Source organism: Kutzneria sp. CA-103260 (assembly GCF_018263855.1).
Classification (GTDB): Bacteria; Actinomycetota; Actinomycetes; order Mycobacteriales; family Pseudonocardiaceae; genus Kutzneria.
In genome coordinates this window covers 2,949,574-2,967,800 of the sequence record NZ_CP073318.1, presented here as the reverse complement: position 1 = coordinate 2,967,800, position 18,227 = coordinate 2,949,574, and the positions used below count along the sequence as shown (strand labels likewise).

19 protein-coding genes are annotated in these 18,227 nt (G+C 70.7%); 10 read left to right on the top strand and 9 right to left on the bottom strand.

The genetic code is table 11. The annotated features are described in order from the left end of the window. Nucleotide 1 precedes the first annotated feature (1 nt). Nucleotides 2–1,795, bottom strand: a complete 1,794-nt coding sequence (locus tag JJ691_RS12750) for an ABC transporter substrate-binding protein (protein WP_211768982.1) — start codon at nucleotides 1,793–1,795, stop codon at nucleotides 2–4. A 103-nt stretch (nucleotides 1,796–1,898) separates the two neighbouring features. Here JJ691_RS12750 and JJ691_RS12745 point away from each other — a divergent pair, with 103 nt between their 5' ends. Next, nucleotides 1,899–2,726, top strand: coding sequence for a M55 family metallopeptidase (locus tag JJ691_RS12745; protein WP_211768981.1), 828 nt, complete (start codon nucleotides 1,899–1,901; stop codon nucleotides 2,724–2,726). Between the two features lie 6 nt (nucleotides 2,727–2,732). Next, on the top strand, nucleotides 2,733–4,016 hold the full coding sequence (locus JJ691_RS12740; RefSeq protein ID WP_211768980.1) for a M20/M25/M40 family metallo-hydrolase: 1,284 nt from the start codon (nucleotides 2,733–2,735) through the stop codon (nucleotides 4,014–4,016). A gap of 19 nt (nucleotides 4,017–4,035) precedes the next feature. Here JJ691_RS12740 and JJ691_RS12735 read toward each other — a convergent pair whose 3' ends face one another. Continuing rightward, on the bottom strand, nucleotides 4,036–4,710 hold the full coding sequence (locus JJ691_RS12735) for a L,D-transpeptidase family protein (RefSeq protein WP_249227872.1): 675 nt from the start codon (nucleotides 4,708–4,710) through the stop codon (nucleotides 4,036–4,038). A 356-nt stretch (nucleotides 4,711–5,066) separates the two neighbouring features. On the opposite strand from JJ691_RS12735, the gene JJ691_RS12730 reads away from it, so the two are divergent. Next, nucleotides 5,067–6,272, top strand: coding sequence for an IS110 family transposase (locus tag JJ691_RS12730; RefSeq protein WP_211764232.1), 1,206 nt, complete (start codon nucleotides 5,067–5,069; stop codon nucleotides 6,270–6,272). Between the two features lie 41 nt (nucleotides 6,273–6,313). Here the strand turns inward: JJ691_RS12730 and JJ691_RS12725 are convergent, their stop codons facing one another. Next, a complete protein-coding gene (locus JJ691_RS12725; RefSeq protein ID WP_211768979.1) occupies nucleotides 6,314–7,327 on the bottom strand; it encodes a LuxR C-terminal-related transcriptional regulator in 1,014 nt (337 codons plus the stop codon). A 67-nt stretch (nucleotides 7,328–7,394) separates the two neighbouring features. After that, complete coding sequence (locus tag JJ691_RS12720) at nucleotides 7,395–8,204, bottom strand: TrmH family RNA methyltransferase (RefSeq protein WP_249227871.1); 810 nt, start codon at nucleotides 8,202–8,204, stop codon at nucleotides 7,395–7,397. 89 nt (nucleotides 8,205–8,293) lie between these two features. Between JJ691_RS12720 and JJ691_RS12715 the strand changes: the two genes are divergently transcribed. Further along, entirely contained in the window at nucleotides 8,294–9,790 is a 1,497-nt protein-coding gene (locus JJ691_RS12715; RefSeq protein ID WP_211768978.1) for an FAD-dependent monooxygenase, read from the top strand. Here the strand turns inward: JJ691_RS12715 and JJ691_RS12710 are convergent. From JJ691_RS12710 to JJ691_RS12700, 3 genes are all read right to left on the bottom strand, one after another. Further along, nucleotides 9,780–10,223: a YybH family protein gene (locus JJ691_RS12710; RefSeq protein WP_211768977.1), complete on the bottom strand. Its 444-nt coding sequence runs from the start codon at nucleotides 10,221–10,223 to the stop codon at nucleotides 9,780–9,782. The genes JJ691_RS12715 and JJ691_RS12710 overlap by 11 nt on opposite strands. 101 nt (nucleotides 10,224–10,324) lie before the next feature. After that, nucleotides 10,325–11,074, bottom strand: a complete 750-nt coding sequence (locus JJ691_RS12705; RefSeq protein ID WP_211768976.1) for an ABC transporter permease — start codon at nucleotides 11,072–11,074, stop codon at nucleotides 10,325–10,327. After that, entirely contained in the window at nucleotides 11,071–11,970 is a 900-nt protein-coding gene (locus JJ691_RS12700) for an ABC transporter ATP-binding protein (protein WP_211768975.1), read from the bottom strand. The genes JJ691_RS12705 and JJ691_RS12700 overlap by 4 nt, the downstream gene beginning before the upstream one ends. Nucleotides 11,971–12,104: 134 nt before the next feature. Here JJ691_RS12700 and JJ691_RS12695 point away from each other — a divergent pair, with 134 nt between their 5' ends. From JJ691_RS12695 to JJ691_RS12680, 4 genes are read left to right on the top strand one after another with little or no spacing between them, the layout of a single operon-like run. Next, nucleotides 12,105–12,722: a PadR family transcriptional regulator gene (locus JJ691_RS12695; protein WP_211768974.1), complete on the top strand. Its 618-nt coding sequence runs from the start codon at nucleotides 12,105–12,107 to the stop codon at nucleotides 12,720–12,722. Between the two features lie 3 nt (nucleotides 12,723–12,725). Continuing rightward, nucleotides 12,726–13,121, top strand: a complete 396-nt coding sequence (locus tag JJ691_RS12690) for an SgcJ/EcaC family oxidoreductase (RefSeq protein ID WP_211768973.1) — start codon at nucleotides 12,726–12,728, stop codon at nucleotides 13,119–13,121. 51 nt (nucleotides 13,122–13,172) lie between these two features. After that, entirely contained in the window at nucleotides 13,173–13,547 is a 375-nt protein-coding gene (locus JJ691_RS12685) for a YciI family protein (RefSeq protein ID WP_211768972.1), read from the top strand. After that, complete coding sequence (locus JJ691_RS12680; RefSeq protein ID WP_211768971.1) at nucleotides 13,544–14,746, top strand: RNA polymerase sigma factor; 1,203 nt, start codon at nucleotides 13,544–13,546, stop codon at nucleotides 14,744–14,746. The genes JJ691_RS12685 and JJ691_RS12680 overlap by 4 nt, the downstream gene beginning before the upstream one ends. On the opposite strand, the gene JJ691_RS12675 is transcribed toward JJ691_RS12680, so the two are convergent. Next, the gene (locus tag JJ691_RS12675) at nucleotides 14,724–15,176 is read right to left on the bottom strand and encodes a MarR family winged helix-turn-helix transcriptional regulator (RefSeq protein ID WP_211768970.1); all 453 of its coding nucleotides are present in this window, start codon (nucleotides 15,174–15,176) and stop codon (nucleotides 14,724–14,726) included. The two genes, JJ691_RS12680 and JJ691_RS12675, sit on opposite strands and share 23 nt — an antisense overlap. A gap of 66 nt (nucleotides 15,177–15,242) precedes the next feature. Here JJ691_RS12675 and JJ691_RS12670 point away from each other — a divergent pair, with 66 nt between their 5' ends. Beyond that, nucleotides 15,243–15,944, top strand: coding sequence for an MBL fold metallo-hydrolase (locus JJ691_RS12670; RefSeq protein ID WP_211768969.1), 702 nt, complete (start codon nucleotides 15,243–15,245; stop codon nucleotides 15,942–15,944). Here the strand turns inward: JJ691_RS12670 and JJ691_RS12665 are convergent. Continuing rightward, nucleotides 15,889–16,779, bottom strand: a complete 891-nt coding sequence (locus JJ691_RS12665) for a sigma-70 family RNA polymerase sigma factor (protein WP_249227870.1) — start codon at nucleotides 16,777–16,779, stop codon at nucleotides 15,889–15,891. The two genes, JJ691_RS12670 and JJ691_RS12665, sit on opposite strands and share 56 nt — an antisense overlap. A gap of 158 nt (nucleotides 16,780–16,937) precedes the next feature. Here JJ691_RS12665 and JJ691_RS12660 point away from each other — a divergent pair, with 158 nt between their 5' ends. Continuing rightward, entirely contained in the window at nucleotides 16,938–18,122 is a 1,185-nt protein-coding gene (locus JJ691_RS12660; RefSeq protein WP_211768967.1) for an RNA-guided endonuclease InsQ/TnpB family protein, read from the top strand. Nucleotides 18,123–18,227 lie beyond the last annotated feature (105 nt).

Sequence of the window (18,227 nt, the reverse complement as noted above, 5' to 3'; positions counted from 1 at the left end):
GCTACTCCCGCTCGTCGGCGCCGGCCCGGCGCCGGCGGGACAGCAGGAACGCGCCGCCGCCCAGCACCACGACGACCACCACCACGATGCCGATGATCAGACCGGTGTTGGCGCCGCCGCCACTGGACCCCGCGGCGACCGGCTTGGCCAGCAGGTAGCCGTAGTAGCCGTTCTGGTGGGTGATCGAGCCGTCCTGCGCCGGCTGCAGGCCGAAGCTGGCCCAGCGGTCGGAGCGGTAGGCCTCCAGCGCGTTCGGGTAGGCGAACACGATGGAGCTGTCCAGCGAGTACAGCCGCGCCTGCAGGTCCTTGACGTCCTGCACTCGCTTGGCCGGGTCCAGCTCGGACTGCTGCGCCTTGTACAGGCTGTCGATCTGGCCGTCGCACATGAAGTTCTCGGTGACGCCATTGCCGTCGGCGTCGGGCAGGTTGGCGCAGGTCTGCGGGGCCAGCATGGCGTCCGGGTCAGGGTTGCCGGTCCAGGCGTTGATCTGCAGGTCGTACTTGCCGGCGCTGCCGGCGTCGGTGACCGCGTCGGAGCTGACCGCCTGGACGGTCACGCCCAGGCCGTCCTGCTTGAGCCAGCCCTGGATGAACTGCGCGGCCGACACCTGCTGCGGGATGCTGTTGTCGACGAGCAGCCGGAGGTTGATCGGCTTGCCGTCCTTGCCGACGCGCACGCCGTCCGCGCCCTTGGGGTAGCCGGCCTCGTCGAGCAGCTTGCCCGCGGCGGCCAGGTCGAACTTCTGCTCCTGGCTGGCGTCCGGGCTCCAGTGGAACTCGCCGAACACCGCGGGAATGTAGCCGCTGCCCGGCTCGGCCAGGCCGCCGTAGGCCTTGTCCACCAGGGTCTTGACGTCCACCGACTGGGCGATGGCCTGCCGGACCTTGGGGTCCTTGAGCACCGGGTTGCCGTCGCCGACCGGCTGGCGGGTGTTGGTCTGCGCCTGGTAGTTGATGATCAGGTCGTGGTCTCGGCCCTGGCGGGACTTGACCACGGTGACGTTCGGCGTGCTCTGCAGCGCGGTGTACTGGGCCGGGGTCAGGCCGCTGACCACGTCCACGTCGCCGTTCTTGAGGCCCTGGACGGCGGCGTCCTCGTTGTCGTAGTGCCGGAACTCCAACTGGTCGTAGGCCGGCGTGTCGCCGTAGTAGTCGGGGTTGGCCTTGAGCGTGATGGACTGGCCCTGGGTGAAGTTGGTCAGCGTGAACGGACCGCTGCCGACCACCGGGTACTGCAGGTTGTCGTATTTGGCGATGTCGGTGACGCCGGCCCAGACGTGCTCGGGCACGATCGGCACGTCCAGCGCCAGCATGGTGGCCAGCGGCAGCTTGGTCTTGATCACGACGTCGCTGTCGTCGGGGGCGGTGACGGTGTCGAAGTTGGTCACGAAGCTGCCGTTGGCCGTGGCCGCCGCCTTGTCCGTCATGATCTTGTTGAACGTCCAGGCGACGTCCTTGGCGGTGATCGGCTGACCGTCCGACCACTTCATGCCCGACCGGATGTGGAAGGTCCAGGTCAGCTTGTCCGGGGAGGTCGACCACTTGTCGGCCAGGCCCGGCTGGGGGCTGAAGTCCTGCCGCGAGTAGGAGGTGAGGAACGCGTACATGACCCGGCCGATCTCGGTGTCCCCGAGGTGGTAGGCCGTGAACGGATTCATTGTCGCGATCGTGCCGGTGACCGCGACCCGCAGCACCTTAGGCTGTTGCGCGTCCTGGGCCTGCGCCACCACCGGCGCGCTCAGGACCGCCAGTCCAGCGGCGATCAGCCCGATGCCGATCCGTCTGATGCGCATCACGCGCACCTCCCCTTCCCCATGTTTGGCAAGAAGTAACCACCCGGTAAGGCAATATGTCAACAATTGTCGACAATGGCCGCCAACCCGTAACGTACCGATCGTGCGAATCCTCATCTCCGCCGACATGGAAGGCGCGACCGGAGTCACGTGGCCGGCCGACGTCGAGCCCGGCACCGAGCAGTGGCAGCGGTTCCGCCGGATGTTCAACGGCGACGTCAACGCCTGCGTGCGCGGCCTGGTCGACGGCGGCGCCGAGGACGTGCTGGTCAACGAGGCCCACGACTCCCAGCGCAACCTGCTGCTGGAGGAGCTCGACGAGCGGGCCCGGATGCTGACCGGCAAGCACAAGCCGCTGTCGATGATGCAGGGCATCGAGTCCGGGGTGGACGGGGTGGTGTTCCTCGGCTACCACACCGGGGCCGGCGCCGAGGGCGTGCTCTCGCACACCTACCTGGGCAATTCCGTGACCGGGGTGTGGCTGGACGGCGTGCGGGCCAGCGAGGGCCGGCTCAACGCGGCCGTCGCCGCCGAGCACGGTGTGCCGGTCCTGCTGGTCACCGGCGACGACAAGACCTGCGCCGACGCCGACGAGTACGTGCCCGAGGCGCACAAGGCGGCGGTCAAGGAGTGCGTCAGCCGGTACGCGGCGATCTGCCTGCCGCCGGCCCGCAGCGGCCGGCTGATCGAGGAGGCGGCGCAGCTGTCCATGGCCCGGGCCGGCCGGGTCGAGCCGGTGGTGTCCGGCCACCACATGGAGGTCGCCTTCGACGCCGCGCACCTGGCCGCGGCGGCCGCGGTCATCCCGACCGTGGAACGGGTCTCGCTGTTGCGGGTCGGCTACGACGCCCCGACGATGACCGAGGCCATGAAGGCGTTCAAGATCGTGACCAACATCGCCAGCGGCGCGGTGGAAAAGCTGTACGGGTGAGGGTGCATGGACGTCGTCGAGCGGTGCGCGCGGCTGATCAGGTTCGACACCACCAACCGGGGTGGCGGCGACAGCGAGGGTGAGCGCGAGGCGGCCGAGTTCGTCGCCGCCGAGCTGTCGGCGGCCGGCGTGGAGCCGACCCTGCTGGAGCGCAAGCCGAGACGCACCAACGTGATCGCCCGAGTGGCGGGCGGCGATTCGTCGCTGCCGCCGGTGCTGGTGCAGGCCCACCTGGACGTGGTGCCGGCGCAGGCGGCGGACTGGGACGTGCACCCGTTCTCCGGCGAGCTCCGCGACGGCTACCTGTGGGGTCGCGGCGCCGTGGACATGAAGGACATGGTCGCCGGCGTGTTGACCACGGTGGCCGGCTGGCACGCCGAGGGCCGTCGGCCGCGCCGTGACGTGGTGCTGGCCTTCGTCGCCGACGAGGAGGACGCCGGCGACTACGGGGCACACTGGCTGGTGGCCGAGCATCCCGACCTGTTCCGGGACTGCGCGGCGGCGATCGGCGAGTCCGGCGGGCACACCCACCGGGTGAACGGCATCCACTTCTACCCGGTCGGCACGGCCGAGCGTGGCTCGTCGCATTTGCGGCTGACCGCCCGCGGTCGAGCCGGTCACGGCTCGCGGCGCAACGACGAGAACGCTGTGACCCGACTGGTCGCCGCCGTGCAGCGGCTGGCCGAGCACCAGTGGCCGATCCGGCTCATCCCGTCGGTGCGGGCCTACATCGAGCAGGTGGGCGCGGCGCTCGGCGTCGAGGTCGATCTGTCCGATGTGGACGCGACGGTGCGGCGGCTGGGCGGCGCGGCCTCGCTGGTGGAGTCGACCATCCGCAACAGCACCACACCGACCGCGCTGACCGCCGGCTACAAGGTCAACGTCATCCCGAGCACCGCCGAGGCGCTGATCGACACCCGCGTGCTGCCGGGCGGCGAGGCCGAACTGCTGGCAGGAGTGGACGAGCTGATCGGGCCGCACGTGACCAGGGAGCTGATCAACCCGCAGCCGGGGGTGCAGGCGCCGGTGGACTCGCCGTGGTTCGACGCGATGGCCGACGCGCTGCGCTGGGCCGACCCAGCGGCCGTGGTGGTGCCGTACTGCCTGGGCGGCGGCACGGACGCCAAGGCCTTCGCCCGGCTGGGCATCCCCGGCTATGGCTTCTCCCCCCTCTGGATTCCCGAGGGCTTCGACTACCGCGCGATGGCGCACGGTGTCAACGAGCGGGTCCCGGTCGAGGGCCTGCGCTTCGGGGCGAAGGTGCTCGACCGGTTCCTCTCGACCTGCTGACCAGTTGACACGCCCGGAATCAGTTGACAGCGATGTCGATGACCGGGCCCTGGGCCGGGTCGAGCCAGGCCATCACGGCCTTGAGGTCGTCGGCCGGGATGGACACGCAGCCCGCGGTCGGCTTGCCGGCCGAGATGTGCAGGAAGAACGCGGAGCCGGCGCCGGGCACCACCGGCGCGCGGTTGTAGTCGATGACCACCGCGTGGTCGTAGACCGCGCCGGCCTTGCCCAGGTCCTCGCCGGCGGCCTCGTTGAACGGGCAGGTGCCGGCGTCGCAGTGGTAGTAGGTGTTGTAGAGCGGGGAGTGCACGTCGGAGACCCACCAGTCGCTGTTGCCGACCTGGCGGTAGGGCAGCCGGGTGCCGTCGTTGGCCTGCCGGCCGAACGCCTCGGTCAGCGTCCACACGCCGGCCGGGGTCTTGGACGTGGTCTCGCTGGCCTGTCCGATGCCGTCCGAGCCGACGTTGGCGGTGATCGGGCCGCGCACCGCCGTCCACTGGTCCCACAGCAGCCCGGTGCGCTGCCACGCGGTGAACGTCGCGGTGGTCGCGGTCGGGCTGTCGGCCACGACGGTGATCACCTGGTTGGCGTTGCCGTGGTAGGGCACGGGCAGCGGCGTGGCGTCCGCAGGGGTGGCGGTGGCGGTCAGCGCCATGGCGGTGGCCGCTGTCGCCAGAACGACGCGGTGGGGCATCGCGGGAACTCCAGGATCGTGAAACGGCGGGTCGCGCGAATAGTAGGGGAAGATCAACCCGTTTGCCGTGCGATCACGTTATTTCCGCACCAACCGGTGCCGGGCGGCCGGCCGGGCCGGGTGGTCCCCGTTACCTTTTTCGTAGCTCCTGATCAAGGAGTCGTGGTCGCCAGGCCCGGCATGACTAACGCCCCCAGTCGAACCCATGATCCGGGGGGTGGTGTCACCGGACCTGGTGGCATCGAAGGACCGCTGATAGGGACACGGCCGCCCACCGGGCAGGTCTCGTCGTAACGTGGGTGCCGGCCATCGATGCTCGACCGGCGACCACACACAACGAACGGACGGCATGACGGATGACCAGCGATTTCGGGGTGTTCCTCGGCCTGGACGTCGGCAAGGACGCCCACCACGCCGTCGGCCTGGACCCTGCCGGCAAGCGGCTGCACGACGCCCCCCTGCCCAACAGCGAACCCAAACTCCGGGCGCTGTTCGACAAACTCGCCACCCACGGCCCGCTGCTGGTCGTGGTCGACCAACCAGCCACGATCGGCGCGCTGCCGGTCGCGGTCGCCCGCGCCGCCGGCCACCAGGTCGCCTACCTGCCCGGCCTGGCCATGCGCCGCATCGCCGACCTCTACCCCGGCAAGGCCAAGACCGACGCCCGAGATGCGTTCATCATCGCCGACGCCGCCCGCTCGCTGCCGCACACCCTGCGCCCAGTCGACGTCGGCGACGACGCCCTGGCCGAACTGGAGGTGCTGGTCGGCTTCGACGACGACCTGGCCGGCGAAGCCACCCGCATCGGCAACCGCATCCGCGGCCTGCTCACCGGCATCCACCCCGCACTCGAACGCGCAATCGGCCCCAGGATCAGCCACCCGGCCGTGCTGGAGATCCTGTCCCGCTGCGGCGGCCCCACCGGAATCCGCGCCGCCGGACGACGCAAAATCACCGCTATCGCCACCGCGCACGCACCCCGCATGGGCGACAAACTGGTCACCGCGATCCTGACCGCGCTGGACGAGCAGACGGTCACCGTCCCGGGCACCGCCGCAGCCGACACCGTGCTGCCCCGCTTGGCTGACAGCCTGAAAACCATTCTCCAGCAACGCAAACAGGTCGCTGCCGAAGTCGAGGAGATACTCGACACGCACCCTCTTGCCGGGGTCCTGATCTCGATGCCCGGCATCGGGGTCAGGACCGCCGCCCGGATCCTGCTGGAGATCGGCGACGCCTCGGCGTTCAAGTCCTCCGGCCACCTGGCCGCCTACGCCGGCATCGCACCGGTCACTCGCAGCTCCGGCTCCTCGATCAAGGGCGAGCACCCCGCCCGGACCGGCAACCGCAAACTCAAACGCGCGTTCTTCCTGGCTGCGTTCGCCGCGCTGTCCGACCCCACCAGCAGGGCCTACTACGACCGGAAACGGGCTGAGGGCAAGAAACATAACGCCGCCCTGATCTGCCTGGCCCGGCGCCGTTGCGACGTGGTCTACGCGATGCTGCGCAACCGCTCCTACTACCGGAATCCCGAACCCGTCCCCGCCGCAGCCGCGGCTTGACAACGACATAGGGACACCCCCCACCACCCCGACCCGCGGTCTCAGTGGACCAGTTCGGCGTCGATCTTGCGCAGCGGCGCGGCCAGCGCCGTCCGGCAGGGCACCCCCAGCTTGGTGAACACGCGGGACAGGTGCCCCTCCACCGTTTTCACGCTGACCACGAGCTTCTCGGCGATCTGCCGGTTGGTCAGGCCGCGCACGGCCAGCTCGGCGACCTCGTGCTCGCGCACGGTCAGGGTGTCCATGCTGCGCACCTGCGGCGCGCGGCGCACCGACAGGCCCAGCTGGGCGTCGACCAGCTCGGCGGCCAGGGCGCGGGCCCCGCAGCTCTCGGCCAGTCGGCGGGCCGCGCTCAGCTCCCGCAGCGCCGCGTCCCGCTCCCCCATGCCGATCAGCGCCGCTCCCACCACGGCGTGCGATCGGGCGGCGTAGCCGGGCATGCCGGCGTCGGTGAAGGCCTCAGCGGCCCGGCCGGCGCGCAACTGCGCGACCTGGAGGTCGTTTCGGGCCAGCGCGACCTGGCCGTTGGCCAGGTGCATGAGCCCGGTGTGGCCCCACATCGCCGGCTGCGAGGTCTCGGCCGCGTGCTCCGCCCACAGCGCGGCGCGGGCCGGCCGGCTGCGGGTCAGCTCCACGTTGACCATCGACTCGCAGACCCACGGCCGCAGCACCGGCGCCACCCTGACCGGGTCGGTCTCCACGCCGGCCACGGTGGCCAGCCGCTGGCAGCCGTCCACGTCGCCCAGGTGCAGCCGCGCCCCCAGCAGCTCCACCAGCAGTCGACGGGTCCAGCCGGCGTCCAGCTGGTGCATCGCGCGGGCCGACGCCTGGTCGGCCAGCTGCGAGTCGCCGCGCCAGGCGGCCGCCCAGGCCTGCACCGCGAGCGCGGCCGGCAGGTCTTCCCCCTGTCCCTGCGAATGTCCCTGCGAAACGGATTGAGCGGCGGTCGCCACCGCGCGCGCCGCTAGTTCCGTGGCCCGGCTGAGCCGGCCCCGGAGCACCTGGTTCCGAGCAGCCCCCGTGCTGCGTTCGGCCGGCCTCGTCTCGTCGTCCACCTTCTCGACCTCCCCATGGTGAACACCCAATGTAAACCAAGATGAATGGAGAGGTGCCTCAGATACATCACAGTCTGCGCTGACGTGCTACCTCATAGAGCACAATGGACGCCGCGTTGGCCGCGTTGAGCGAGCTGGCCGCCCCGCCGATGGGGATGCTCAGCACGTCGTCGCAGGCCGCGCGCCAGGCGTTGCTCATGCCCGTGGTCTCGTTGCCGACCACCAGCAGGGTCGGGCCGGTCAGGTCGTGTCGGTCCACCACTGCTGTGCCGTTCTCATCGGTGCCTATCACCTGCGTCGTTACGGGTTGGGCGCGAATCCATTCGAGTGCACTTGCCGCCGAGTCGGCCCGGACCACCGGCAGTGCGAACAGCGAGCCGGTGCTAGCCCGCACCGCCCGCGGGTCGTAGACGTCGGCGGCGTGCCCAGCGACGATCACGCCGTGCGCGCCGAAGGCGTCGGCCGAGCGGATCACCGTGCCGATGTTGCCGGGGCTGGTCGGCCGGTCGAAGACCACGCCCAGGAAGTTCTCGGGCACCGGGATCCGGTCCAGGTCGTCGGCGGGCATGGCGGCCACGGCGATCAGCTCCGGCGCGCTGTCGTCGTCCTTCTCCCCCAGCTCGGCCAGCAGGTCCGGGGCCATCGCGACCCGGGTCGTGGGCACCGTGCCCAGGAGCTCGGTGGCCCATTTGGACAGCCGTCGGCCGGCCGGGTAGAGCAGCGCGGTCAGCGGCCAGCCGTGCTCGACGGCCAGCGTGATGGGGCGGACGCCGTGCACCAGGAACTCGCTACTGCGCTGCCGCTTGGTCCGGTTGCCGAGCAACGACTCCCACTGCTGGAACCGGGCGTTGCGGGTCGTCACCCGTAGCTCACTCACGCCGGCAACCCTGGCACAGGTTTCCACCCGCACCAATTTGCGTGCCCCGCATCTTTGCGTGGCGCGCACGTTTCTGTACGGTGGTCGCCATGGACTACGACGTGGTGATCGCCGGGGCCGGGCCGAACGGGCTGATGCTGGCCGCCGAGCTGAGACTGGCTGGGGTGCGGCCGCTGGTGCTGGAACGGCTCCCCGAACGGGCGACGGCGCCCAAGGCCAACGGCCTGGCCGGGGTGGTGGCCCGGCTGATGGACGCCCGCGGCCTGTACGAGAAGGTCAGCGGCTGGCCCGCGCCGCCGGCGACGGCGCCGTTCTACATGTTCGGCGGCATGCGGCTGGACCTGCGGGACTTGTCCGACAACCCGATGCACACGGTCCTGTGCCCGCAGACCCGGCTGGAGGCGATCCTCGAGGAGCACGCCGTCGGGCTCGGGGCGGAGATCCGCCGCGGTGTCGAGGTCACCGGCTTCGTCGACCACGTCGACCACGTGACCGTGCAGACCGGTGCCGCCGAGTTCACGGCGCACTTCCTGGTCGGCTGCGACGGCGGCCGCAGCACCGTCCGCAAGCTGGCCGGCATCGACTTCCCCGGCGTCACCGACGACGAAGTGGTCAGCCGCTCGGTCAACGTCGTCCTGCCCACGGCCGGCTCAACCGGTCTGCCGGTGGCCGGTCACGGCGACATCCCGCCGTTCTTCTTCCACCGCACCACAACTGGGGTGTTCATCTGGGCCCGGTTCGACGACGTCCAGTCGGTCACGACCATGGAGTGGGGCGACGCGCCCGACGACGACGTGCCGATGACACTGGACGAGCTCGCCGCCAGCGTGCGGCGGGTGCTCGGCACGGACGTGCAGATGGAGCTGCCGGTGCTGGACCGGCCGCTGCTCATGCGGCGTAACCGCGGCCGGAACACCCGCATCACCTCGCGGTTCCGTCTCGGCCGGGTGCTGCTGGCCGGCGACGCCGCCCACATCCACTCCGGCATCGGCGGGCCCGGACTGAACGCCGGCCTGCAGGACGTCGCCAACCTGGCCTGGAAGCTCGGCGCCACCATCCAGGGCTGGGCGCCCGCCGGGCTGCTCGACACGTACCACTCCGAGCGCTATCCCGTGGCCGAGCGGGTCGCCATGCAGACCCAGGCCCAGTCCGCCCTGCTCTCGCCCGGGTCCAAGATCACCGCCCTGCGCACCCTGTTCGACGAGCTGCTGGCCCCGGCCGCCGCCCGACAGCACATCGTGGACACCATGTCCGGCAACGACATCCGGTACTTCACCGGTGATCATCCGCTGGTCGGGGCCCTGGTGCCGGAGCTGGCCGTGACCACCACGGCTGGGGTGGTGAGACTGGCCGAGCTCCGGCGCACCGGGCGTCCGCTGCTGCTGGACCTCGCCGGCGTCGGCTCCGTCGCCGATGGCTGGCGGGACCGGGTCGACGTGGTGTCCGGGACCTCGGCCGACCACCCGGCCCAGTCTGGTCATCCTGCACTGCTCATCCGCCCCGACGGCTTCGTCGCCTGGGCCGGGTCCTCCGCCGACGGCCTGGTCGAAGCCCTGGAGCGCTGGTTCGGCTCCGCTACGGCTTGAGATCCGTCGCCGCCCGGAACGAGCCGTCCTTGCCGTCCATGTGGAACGGCGTCGAGCTGTGCTCGTGGGCGATCCGCCAGCCCTGCTCGGTGCGGCGCAGGCCATAGGACGCGCGGTACCAGAGCTCGAAGGCGAAGTCCGTGCCCTTCGGCGTCGCCGACAGCCGGTTCAGCGAGTGCGCCCAGGCCAGGCCCCCGCCGACCTCGATCTCCAGCTCCGTCACCTGCAGGTCCACCGGGCCGTCGAACGTCTCGAACCACGCCTGCTGGCGGGCAAGGTCGCGGGCGTCGTCGCCGCTGCGGCCCAGCGGCGGCGCCAGATCGAACTTCGCCACGTCCGTCGTGTACCGGTCGAGCACCCCATGCGCGTCCTTGTTCTTCAAGGCCGTCTCGGCCGCGGTGATGACGTCACGGATCTCGTCGATGTCGCTCATGACTGCTCCTTCTGCTCGGTCGCCCCGGTGTCGAAGCCGCCTGCCCCCTTCGGACATGTCACAGCGGACATGCCGCAGCGGACATGCCGCAGGCGGACACGTCACACGCGGGCAGTGTCCCTGCTGAATCGCCACGCCGCACCGGCGGTGAAGACGACGAGCCAGGCCGCCAGGTTGAGCACCCAGAACCAGTCGAAGGAGCCGCCAGTCAGCGGGTAGTGCACCAGGCCGTTGAGGCCCCACATCGGGGTGAAGGCAGCGGCGGTCCGCAGGGCTGGAGAGAACAAGGTCAGCGGCAGGAAGAGGCCGCCGGCGAAGGAGAACAGCATCAGCACGAAGCCGATGACCTGCATGACGTTCTCCGACGGCATGAGGTAGCCGACGAACAGGCCGAAGGCGGTGAACAACAGCGAGCCGAGCCAGGCGGCGACACCGGTGACGATCCACGTCCAGACCGGCATGGTGGCTTTGCCGGTGGCGGCGGCGACCAGGTAGACGACGCCGACGGCCGCGGCCGACAGCACCAGGGAGGTGGCCATCTTGACGGCGATGTAGGCCGGCGGGGCCAGCGGCGTGGTGCGGAGCTGGCGGCTCCAGCCGGCGGCCCGTTCGATGGAGACCGTGGCCCCGCCGCTGGTGGTGGCCAGCACGGCACCGTAGACGGCCATCGACACCAAGGTGGACGCGCCGTCCCCGGTGATGGAGCCGAACGCCAGGAAGAACACGGTCGGGATGACCATGCTGAGCATCAGGGTGCGCCGGTTACGCAGCATCCGGCGGATCTCCAGGCTGATGACCGTGGCGTTGAAGCCGCCCAGCGGCGGGACGCGCCGGTCGAGGGTCGTGCTCATCGGGTCGCTCCCACGGTCTCGTTGTCGCTGGTCAGGGCCATGAAGGCGGCTTCGAGCCCGGCGGAGGCGAGCTCCAGGTCGCGGGCCGGGGTAGCGGTGAGCAGGTAGCGGGCGACGGTGTCGCTGTCGGCGGCGTGGATCAGCACGCTGTCGCCGCGGACCTCCACCGAGTTCACGCCGGGCAGCGTCCGCAGGTACGACACGTCGGCGTCGGGCCAGGTGGCGCGCACGGTCCGGCCGGCGGCCTGAGCCTTGACCTCGGCGGCTGTGCCGTCGGCGACCACCCGCCCGTGCCGGACCAGCACGATCCGGTCGGCGTAGGCGTCGGCCTCCTCCAGGTAGTGCGTGGCGAACAGGATCGTCCGACCGGCCTGGGCGTCGGCCCGTACCTGGGCCCAGAACTGCCGTCGGGCCGCCACGTCCATGCCCTGGGTCGGCTCGTCGAGGATGAGCAGCGCCGGGTCGGGCAGCAGCGCCATCGCGAACCGCAGCCGCTGCTGCTCTCCGCCCGAGCACTTGCCCACCCGCCGGTTGGCGATCTCCGTGATCCCCGCCCGCGCCAGCACCTCGTCCACCGGCCGGTGTTCGGCGAACAGCGCCGCCGTGTACGCGACCGTCTCGCGCACCGTGAAGTCCTTGAGCAGGCCGCCTGTCTGCATCACCGCCGCCACCAGCCCCCGCCGCACCGCCTCCCGCGGCTCCATCCCGTGCACCCGAACGGATCCCGACGTCGGCGTGGACAGACCCAGGATCGTGTCGATCGTCGACGTCTTGCCGGCCCCGTTGGGCCCCAGGAACGCCACCACCTCCCCCGCGGCCACCGTCAGGTCGATGCCGGCCACCGCCGTCACCTCCCCGAACCGCTTGTGCAGCCCCCGCACCTCGATCGCGATCACGCGCCCTCCTCAAGTACAACAACCTATGGCAAGTACATTAGTGACGTTAAAGTTATTGCACAAGACAGGGGTTGCTACCGCGCGGCCGTCAAGACATCTACTCTAAGTCGAGTACTTGATTCGGAGGACCGACGATGCCGAGCCGACAGCGCAGCAATCCCCTGGCCCTGGCCGCCCTGACCTGCCTGGCCGAGCGGCCCATGCACCCGTACGAAGTGGCCACGACGCTGCGGCAGCGGAACAAGCACGAGAGCGTCCGGCTCAACTACGGCTCGCTCTACGCGGTGTTCACCTCGCTGGAGCGGCGGGGCCTGATCGCCGCGGCGGGGGTGAGCCGGGAGGGGCGGCTGCCCGAGCGGACCAGCTACGAGCTGACCGAGGCCGGTCGGGTGGAGATCCACGAGTGGCTGGCCGAACTGGTCGGCACCCCGGTCAAGGAGTACCCGGACTTCGAGGCGGCGCTGGCCCTGCTGGCCGGGCTGCCGCCGGACACGGCGCTGGACCTGCTGCGGGAACGAATCGGCCGCCTCGAAGTCCGCATCGCCCAGGCGCACGCCGCCCGTGAGGTGCTGCAGAAGCAGCAGGTGCCCCGGCTGTTCTGGGTCGAGCACGAGTTCCACACGACGCTGCTCGACGCGGAGCTGTCCTACGTGCGCCGGCTGGCCGGGGACATCGAGTCCGGCGCACTGGAGGGCCTCCAGTGGTGGCGTAACACCTATAACCACGACACCTATTACGCCGACGAGGAATGACCGATGAACGACACTGTCGAGAACTTCCTGGCCCGCATCACCCAGGCCTGGAACAACGCCGACGCGGCGGCCTACGCCCGCGAGTTCACCGAAGACGCCACCTACGTGATCTTCCTGGGCGACGCGCTGCGCGGCCGGGAAGAGATCGAGCGCACCCACCACGACGTGCTGACCAAGTGGCAGCGCGGCACGAAGTTGGTGGTCGAGCCGGTCGCCGTGACCGAGCTGGACCGGGATGTGGCCACGGTGCTCACGGTCGGCGGCATCGGCGCGGACGAGCCGATCGAGCACGACAAGTTCCAGACCTTCACCCTGGTCCGCCGGGACGGCCGCTGGCGGTGCGCCGCGTTCCAGAACACCGAGATGAGCGACCGGGCCAAGCGGATGTCGCACTCGTGAGCCCGGCTTCGACAGTGCGTCGGTGAGAGGATTTCCGGCGAGGAGGCACACGTGAGGTACCTGATTCTCATCCACAGCAACCCGCGGTCCCGGGCGTTGTGGGAGACGTTGACCGATGAGCAGCGGATGGAGTTCGGGCGCGGGCACATGGCGCTGACCGAGGAGCTGGCGGCCTCGGGCGAGCTGGTGGTGTCCAACGGCCTGACCGACCCGGAGCTGGCCAAGCGGGTGTGGGTGCGCGACGGCGCGACGGTGACCAGCGACGGGCCGTTCGCCGAGGTGAAGGAGTACCTGGCCGGCTTCTACCTGGTCGACTGCGAGACCGAGGAGCAGGCGCTGGCGTGGGCGGCGAAGACGCCGGACGCCCAGCTGGGCGGGCCGGTGGAGGTCCGGCCGATCCTCGACATGAGCACCCTGGACCTGTGAACGTCACGACGGAGGTCGAGGACCTGCTGCGCACGCTGGCGCCGCAGGTCCTCGGCGTCCTCGTGCGCCGCAACGGCGGCTTCGACACGTGCGAGGACGCGGTGCAGGAGGCGCTGCTGGCGGCGGCGCGGCAGTGGCCGGCCGAAGGCGTGCCGGCCAATCCGACGGGCTGGCTGATCACGGTGGCGCAGCGCCGGCTGACCGAGGTGTGGCGCAGTGAGGCGGCCCGGCGGCGGCGTGAGGTGACGGTGTTCGCGGCCGAGGTGGACGACGCCGAAGTGTCCACTGAGGACGACACGCTGACGCTGCTGACCATGTGCTGCCACCCGTCGCTGACCCGGATGTCGCAGGTGGCGCTGACGCTGCGCGCGGTCGGCGGCCTGACCACGCCCGAGATCGCCCGGGCGCTGCTGGTGCCGGAATCGACCGTGGGACGCCGGATCAGCCGGGCCAAGGCGACCATCAAGGCCGCCGGGGCGAGGTTCGCGCCGCCGCCGGCGGACGAGCACGACGAGCGGGTCGCGGCGGTGCTCAACGTGCTGTACCTGATCTTCAACGAGGGGCACACGACCAGTTCCGGCGACGCGCTGAACCGGGTGGAGCTGACCGCCGAGGCGATCCGGCTGACCCGGCAGCTGCACCGGCGGATGCCCGAGGACGGCGAGGTCGCCGGCCTGCTGGCGCTGATGCTGCTCACCGACGCCCGCCGCCCGGCCCGCACTCGGCCCGACGGCGCGCTGGTGCCGCTGGCCGAGCAGGACCGCACGCGCTGGGACCAGAAGGCGATCGCCGAGGGCACCGAGCTGGTCACCCACGCCCTGGCCACCGCCGCCATCGGCCCGTACCAGCTCCAGGCGGCCATCGCCGCCGTACACGACGAGGCGACCGGCCCCGAGGACACCGACTGGACGCAGATCCTCGGCCTGTACGAACTGCTCACCTCGGCCGCGCCCGGGCCGATGGTCACCCTGAACCGGATCGTCGCCGTGGCCATGGTCCGCGGTCCGGCCACCGCCCTGGCCGAACTCGACAAGGCCGAGCCGGCCCTGGGCGGTCATTACCGCGTCGACGCCGTGCGGGCCCACCTGCTCGACCTGGCCGGCGACCCCGAGGCCGCCCGCGTCCACTACGAGCAGGCGGCCCGCCGCACGTTGAGCTTGCCCGAGCGCCAGTACCTCACCGCGAAGGCCGGCCGCTGAGGTTCGCCGCGACCCGGCTGAGGGCGGCGCGCAGCGCCTTGCGTTCGGTCGCGGGCATGCCGGCGAGCATGTCGGCCTCCAGGTCAGCGGTGATCTCGGCGCACGTGGCCAGCAGGCGCCGCCCGTGCTCGGTCAACGAGAGCGTCTGACGCCGACGGTCCCCAGGATCCCGGACCCGGTCGATCGCGGCCAACGCCTCCAGGTGATCGGCGAGGCGGACCACCAGGCTGGGCGCGACCCCCAGCGCGCGGGCCAGGTCCAATTGGGACGTCGCGCCGCCGGATGCGAGCAATGTGAGCAGGCCGACGTGCTTGGGCTTGAGGTCCAACGGGGCGATGAGGTCGGCGAAGCGTTGCGCCACCAACGTCCCCACCGTGCCCAGCCCGAAGGCCGCCGTTTCCGTCAACGCCGCGTTCCTGACCACCGCCACAGCAGTGATGCTAGCGTGTGAATGATTCACATCGTGAACGATTCACATCAACAATTGGGGGGAACCATGCTCGCGCTCGGAATCACGCGCGTCGCCACGTCCAAGAGCGAGAACTCCTACCTGGTCGACGGCGAGGACGGCCTCACGGTCGTCGACGCCGGCCGAGCAGGAGCCGTCCACGTGCTGCTGAAGGCCGCCGCCGACGTGGGACGGCCGATCGTCCGCATCCTCCTGACCCACGCGCACCCTGATCACGTGCAGGGTGCGCCGGCCCTGCGCGAGAAGACCGGTGCCCAGGTGCTCGTGCACAGTGCCGACGCCGGGTGGCTCGCCAAGGGGCGGGTGCCGGTGGAGGGCCGCTCGGGGGCGATGGCCCGCCGGTACGACGGATCAACAGCTGGACAGTGGACACCGCTCCATGCCGACGACACCGTCGAGGACGGCGATGTCGTCGGCGGGCTGCGGGTGATCCACACGCCCGGTCACTCCCCCGGCCACATCGTCCTGCTCCACGAGCCGACCCGCTGCCTGCTCGCCGGCGACGCCGTGTTCCGCACCGGCAAGCTCAGCCTCGGCCCGGCCGGGTTCGCGGCCGACCCCGAGGCCCAAGCCGCCGCCGTCGCGCGGATCCCCGACGACCTCAACGCCATTGGCTTCGGCCACGGCGAACCCCTGACCGGACCAGAGATGGCCGCCTTCGACTCCTGGCGGGCTAGCGCGAAGGCAGCACCTCGACCTCCGCGGCAGCGACCCGCTCCCGGTCGTTGACCAGCTCCAGGCCCACGACCCGGTCCTCGGAGACGGTGAACACGAACAGGCCCATGACCTCGCCCCGGTACATCCACACCGCGCCGACGTTGCCGTCGATGAGGGCGGGCAGCGCGCCGCGGGCCTTGCCGGAGAAGGCGGTGGCCACGGTGCGGGCCCCGGTCATGCGGGCGGACAGCAGCGGCGCGCCCTTGTCCTGGTTGGCGATCGACGCCGCGACGGTGACTTCGTCGGCCCGCAGCTCGACCTCCGGGTCCAGCAGCGCCAGCAGCGCGTCGAAGTTCCCGTCGCGGGAGGCGGCGAGGAACGCGTCGACGACCCGGCGCTGCCGGTTGAGATCGGACTCGGGATGGTCAGCGCCCTGGACCCGCCGCCGCGCCCGGCTGGCCAACTGGCGGGTGGCGGCCGGGGTGCGGCCGACGATGGGCGCGATCTCGTCGAACGGCACGGCGAACAGGTCGTGCAGCACGAAGGCCAGCCGCTCGGCCGGGGCCAGCGTCTCCAGCACCACCAGCAGCGCCGGCCCGACCGAGTCGGCCAGCAGGGCCTCCTGCTCGGGGCCGGCGACGGTGGCCTCCGGCGCCTGCACCTCGTCCATCGGGTCCTCGCGGCGGGACTTGCGGGACCGCAGCATGTCCAGGCACACGCGCGCGGTCACGGTGGTCAGCCAGCCACCGAGGTTCTCCACCTCGCTGGTGTCGGCCCGGCTCAGCCGCAACCACGACTCCTGCACCGCGTCCTCGGCGTCGTTGGCCGAGCCGAGCATCCGGTAGGCCACCCCGCGCAGGTGGTCCCGGTGCGTCTCGAACTGTCCGGCCAGCCATTCTTCGTTCACCTGAACTCCAATCGAAAGCCTGGTCGTTCGCGGCCAGCAGGAGCGGATCCCGGCTTGCCCGACCCTCGTAGCGGGCCGCCAGTCGGGATGCTTCTGCTGTCGATTGAGGCTGTTGACCAGGCGGGACGGCGCCATGGGCCAAGGCTATGGTGATCACCGTGAAGCAGGTCGTACAGGTGCGGTTGCTGCCGACGCCTGAGCAGGCGTCGGCGCTGCTGGCCACCCTGCACGCCTGCAACGCCGCCGCTTCCTGGCTGTCTGAGCAGGTGCACGCCGACCAGGTGTTGCGGAAGTTCAATGTGCAGAAGCGGTTCTACGCCCAGTTGCGGGAGCGGTTCGGGCTCGCTGCCCAGCCCGCGATCCGGGTGATCGGCAAGACCGTCGACGCGTATACAACGCTGCGAGCCAATCTCAAGGCCGGCAACTACGGACCGCCAGGATCGGACCGACGTCGCACGGTCGAGGACACCCCGATCGTGTTCCGTCCACAGGCCGGGCAGCCGTTTGACGCCCGGTGCCTGTCCTGGCAGCTGGGCGGCACCGGCCGTAAGGGCACGGTGTCGATCTGGACCACCGCCGGCCGACGCAAAGATGTGCGGATCGTCGGAAACCCTGCGCATCTGGCGCTGTTGCATTCCAGGTCGATCGGGGAAACCGATTTGCTTCACCGCGACGGCGCGTGGCTGCTGCACGCCGTCGTCGACACCCCCGAGAAGCCCCAGCGCGAACCGGCGAATGGGTTCCTCGGCGTCGACTTGGGCATCGTCAACATCGCGACCACTTCGGACGGTGACCGGTTTTCCGGGTCGCGCCTGACCCGCTACCGCAAGCGGCAGCAACGAATCCGGAAGCGGTTGCAGGCCAAGAAGACCTCCTCCGCCCGGCGGCTGCTCAAGAAACGCCGCCGCAAGGAGGCTCGGTTCGCCGCCGACGTGAACCATCAGATCAGCAAGAGCATCGTGGCCGAGGCTGAACGCACCGGACGCGGGATCGCCGTCGAGGAACTGACAGGGATCCGTGCCCGGGTACGGCTTCGCAAGCCCCAACGGGCCACGCTGCACTCCTGGGCCTTCGCCCAGCTCGGTCAGTTCCTGACCTACAAGGCTCAGCAGGCCGGTGTGGTGATGGTGCAGGTCGACCCGGCCTACACCTCGCAGACCTGCCACGCCTGCGGGCACGTCGACAAACGCAACCGCCGCAGTCAGGCGGTATTTCACTGCGGCCGGTGTGACCTCGTTGGGCACGCCGACCACAACGCGGCGCTCAACATCGCGGCACGCGGTGTCCGGCGCTGGGGCGAAGTCATGCGTCCACACGCAGTGCCCATCCTGGCAGCCAGCTAGGACGGCAGCAGCAAGCCTGGAAACCGCCGCTCGCGGCGGTTGGCAAGCTCGTTCCTTCAGAGACGAGTTCATGACGGTCACATCCTCCGTCCGCGGTCCGTCATA

Coding starts and splice junctions, on each gene's coding strand:
- JJ691_RS12750 (WP_211768982.1), bottom strand. CDS start 1,795: ATGCGCATCAGACGGATCGGCATCGGGCTGATCGCCGCTGGACTGGCG.
- JJ691_RS12740 (WP_211768980.1), top strand. CDS start 2,733: ATGGACGTCGTCGAGCGGTGCGCGCGGCTGATCAGGTTCGACACCACC.
- JJ691_RS12735 (WP_249227872.1), bottom strand. CDS start 4,710: ATGCCCCACCGCGTCGTTCTGGCGACAGCGGCCACCGCCATGGCGCTG.
- JJ691_RS12730 (WP_211764232.1), top strand. CDS start 5,067: ATGACCAGCGATTTCGGGGTGTTCCTCGGCCTGGACGTCGGCAAGGAC.
- JJ691_RS12715 (WP_211768978.1), top strand. CDS start 8,294: ATGGACTACGACGTGGTGATCGCCGGGGCCGGGCCGAACGGGCTGATG.
- JJ691_RS12710 (WP_211768977.1), bottom strand. CDS start 10,223: ATGAGCGACATCGACGAGATCCGTGACGTCATCACCGCGGCCGAGACG.
- JJ691_RS12705 (WP_211768976.1), bottom strand. CDS start 11,074: ATGAGCACGACCCTCGACCGGCGCGTCCCGCCGCTGGGCGGCTTCAAC.
- JJ691_RS12695 (WP_211768974.1), top strand. CDS start 12,105: ATGCCGAGCCGACAGCGCAGCAATCCCCTGGCCCTGGCCGCCCTGACC.
- JJ691_RS12690 (WP_211768973.1), top strand. CDS start 12,726: ATGAACGACACTGTCGAGAACTTCCTGGCCCGCATCACCCAGGCCTGG.
- JJ691_RS12670 (WP_211768969.1), top strand. CDS start 15,243: ATGCTCGCGCTCGGAATCACGCGCGTCGCCACGTCCAAGAGCGAGAAC.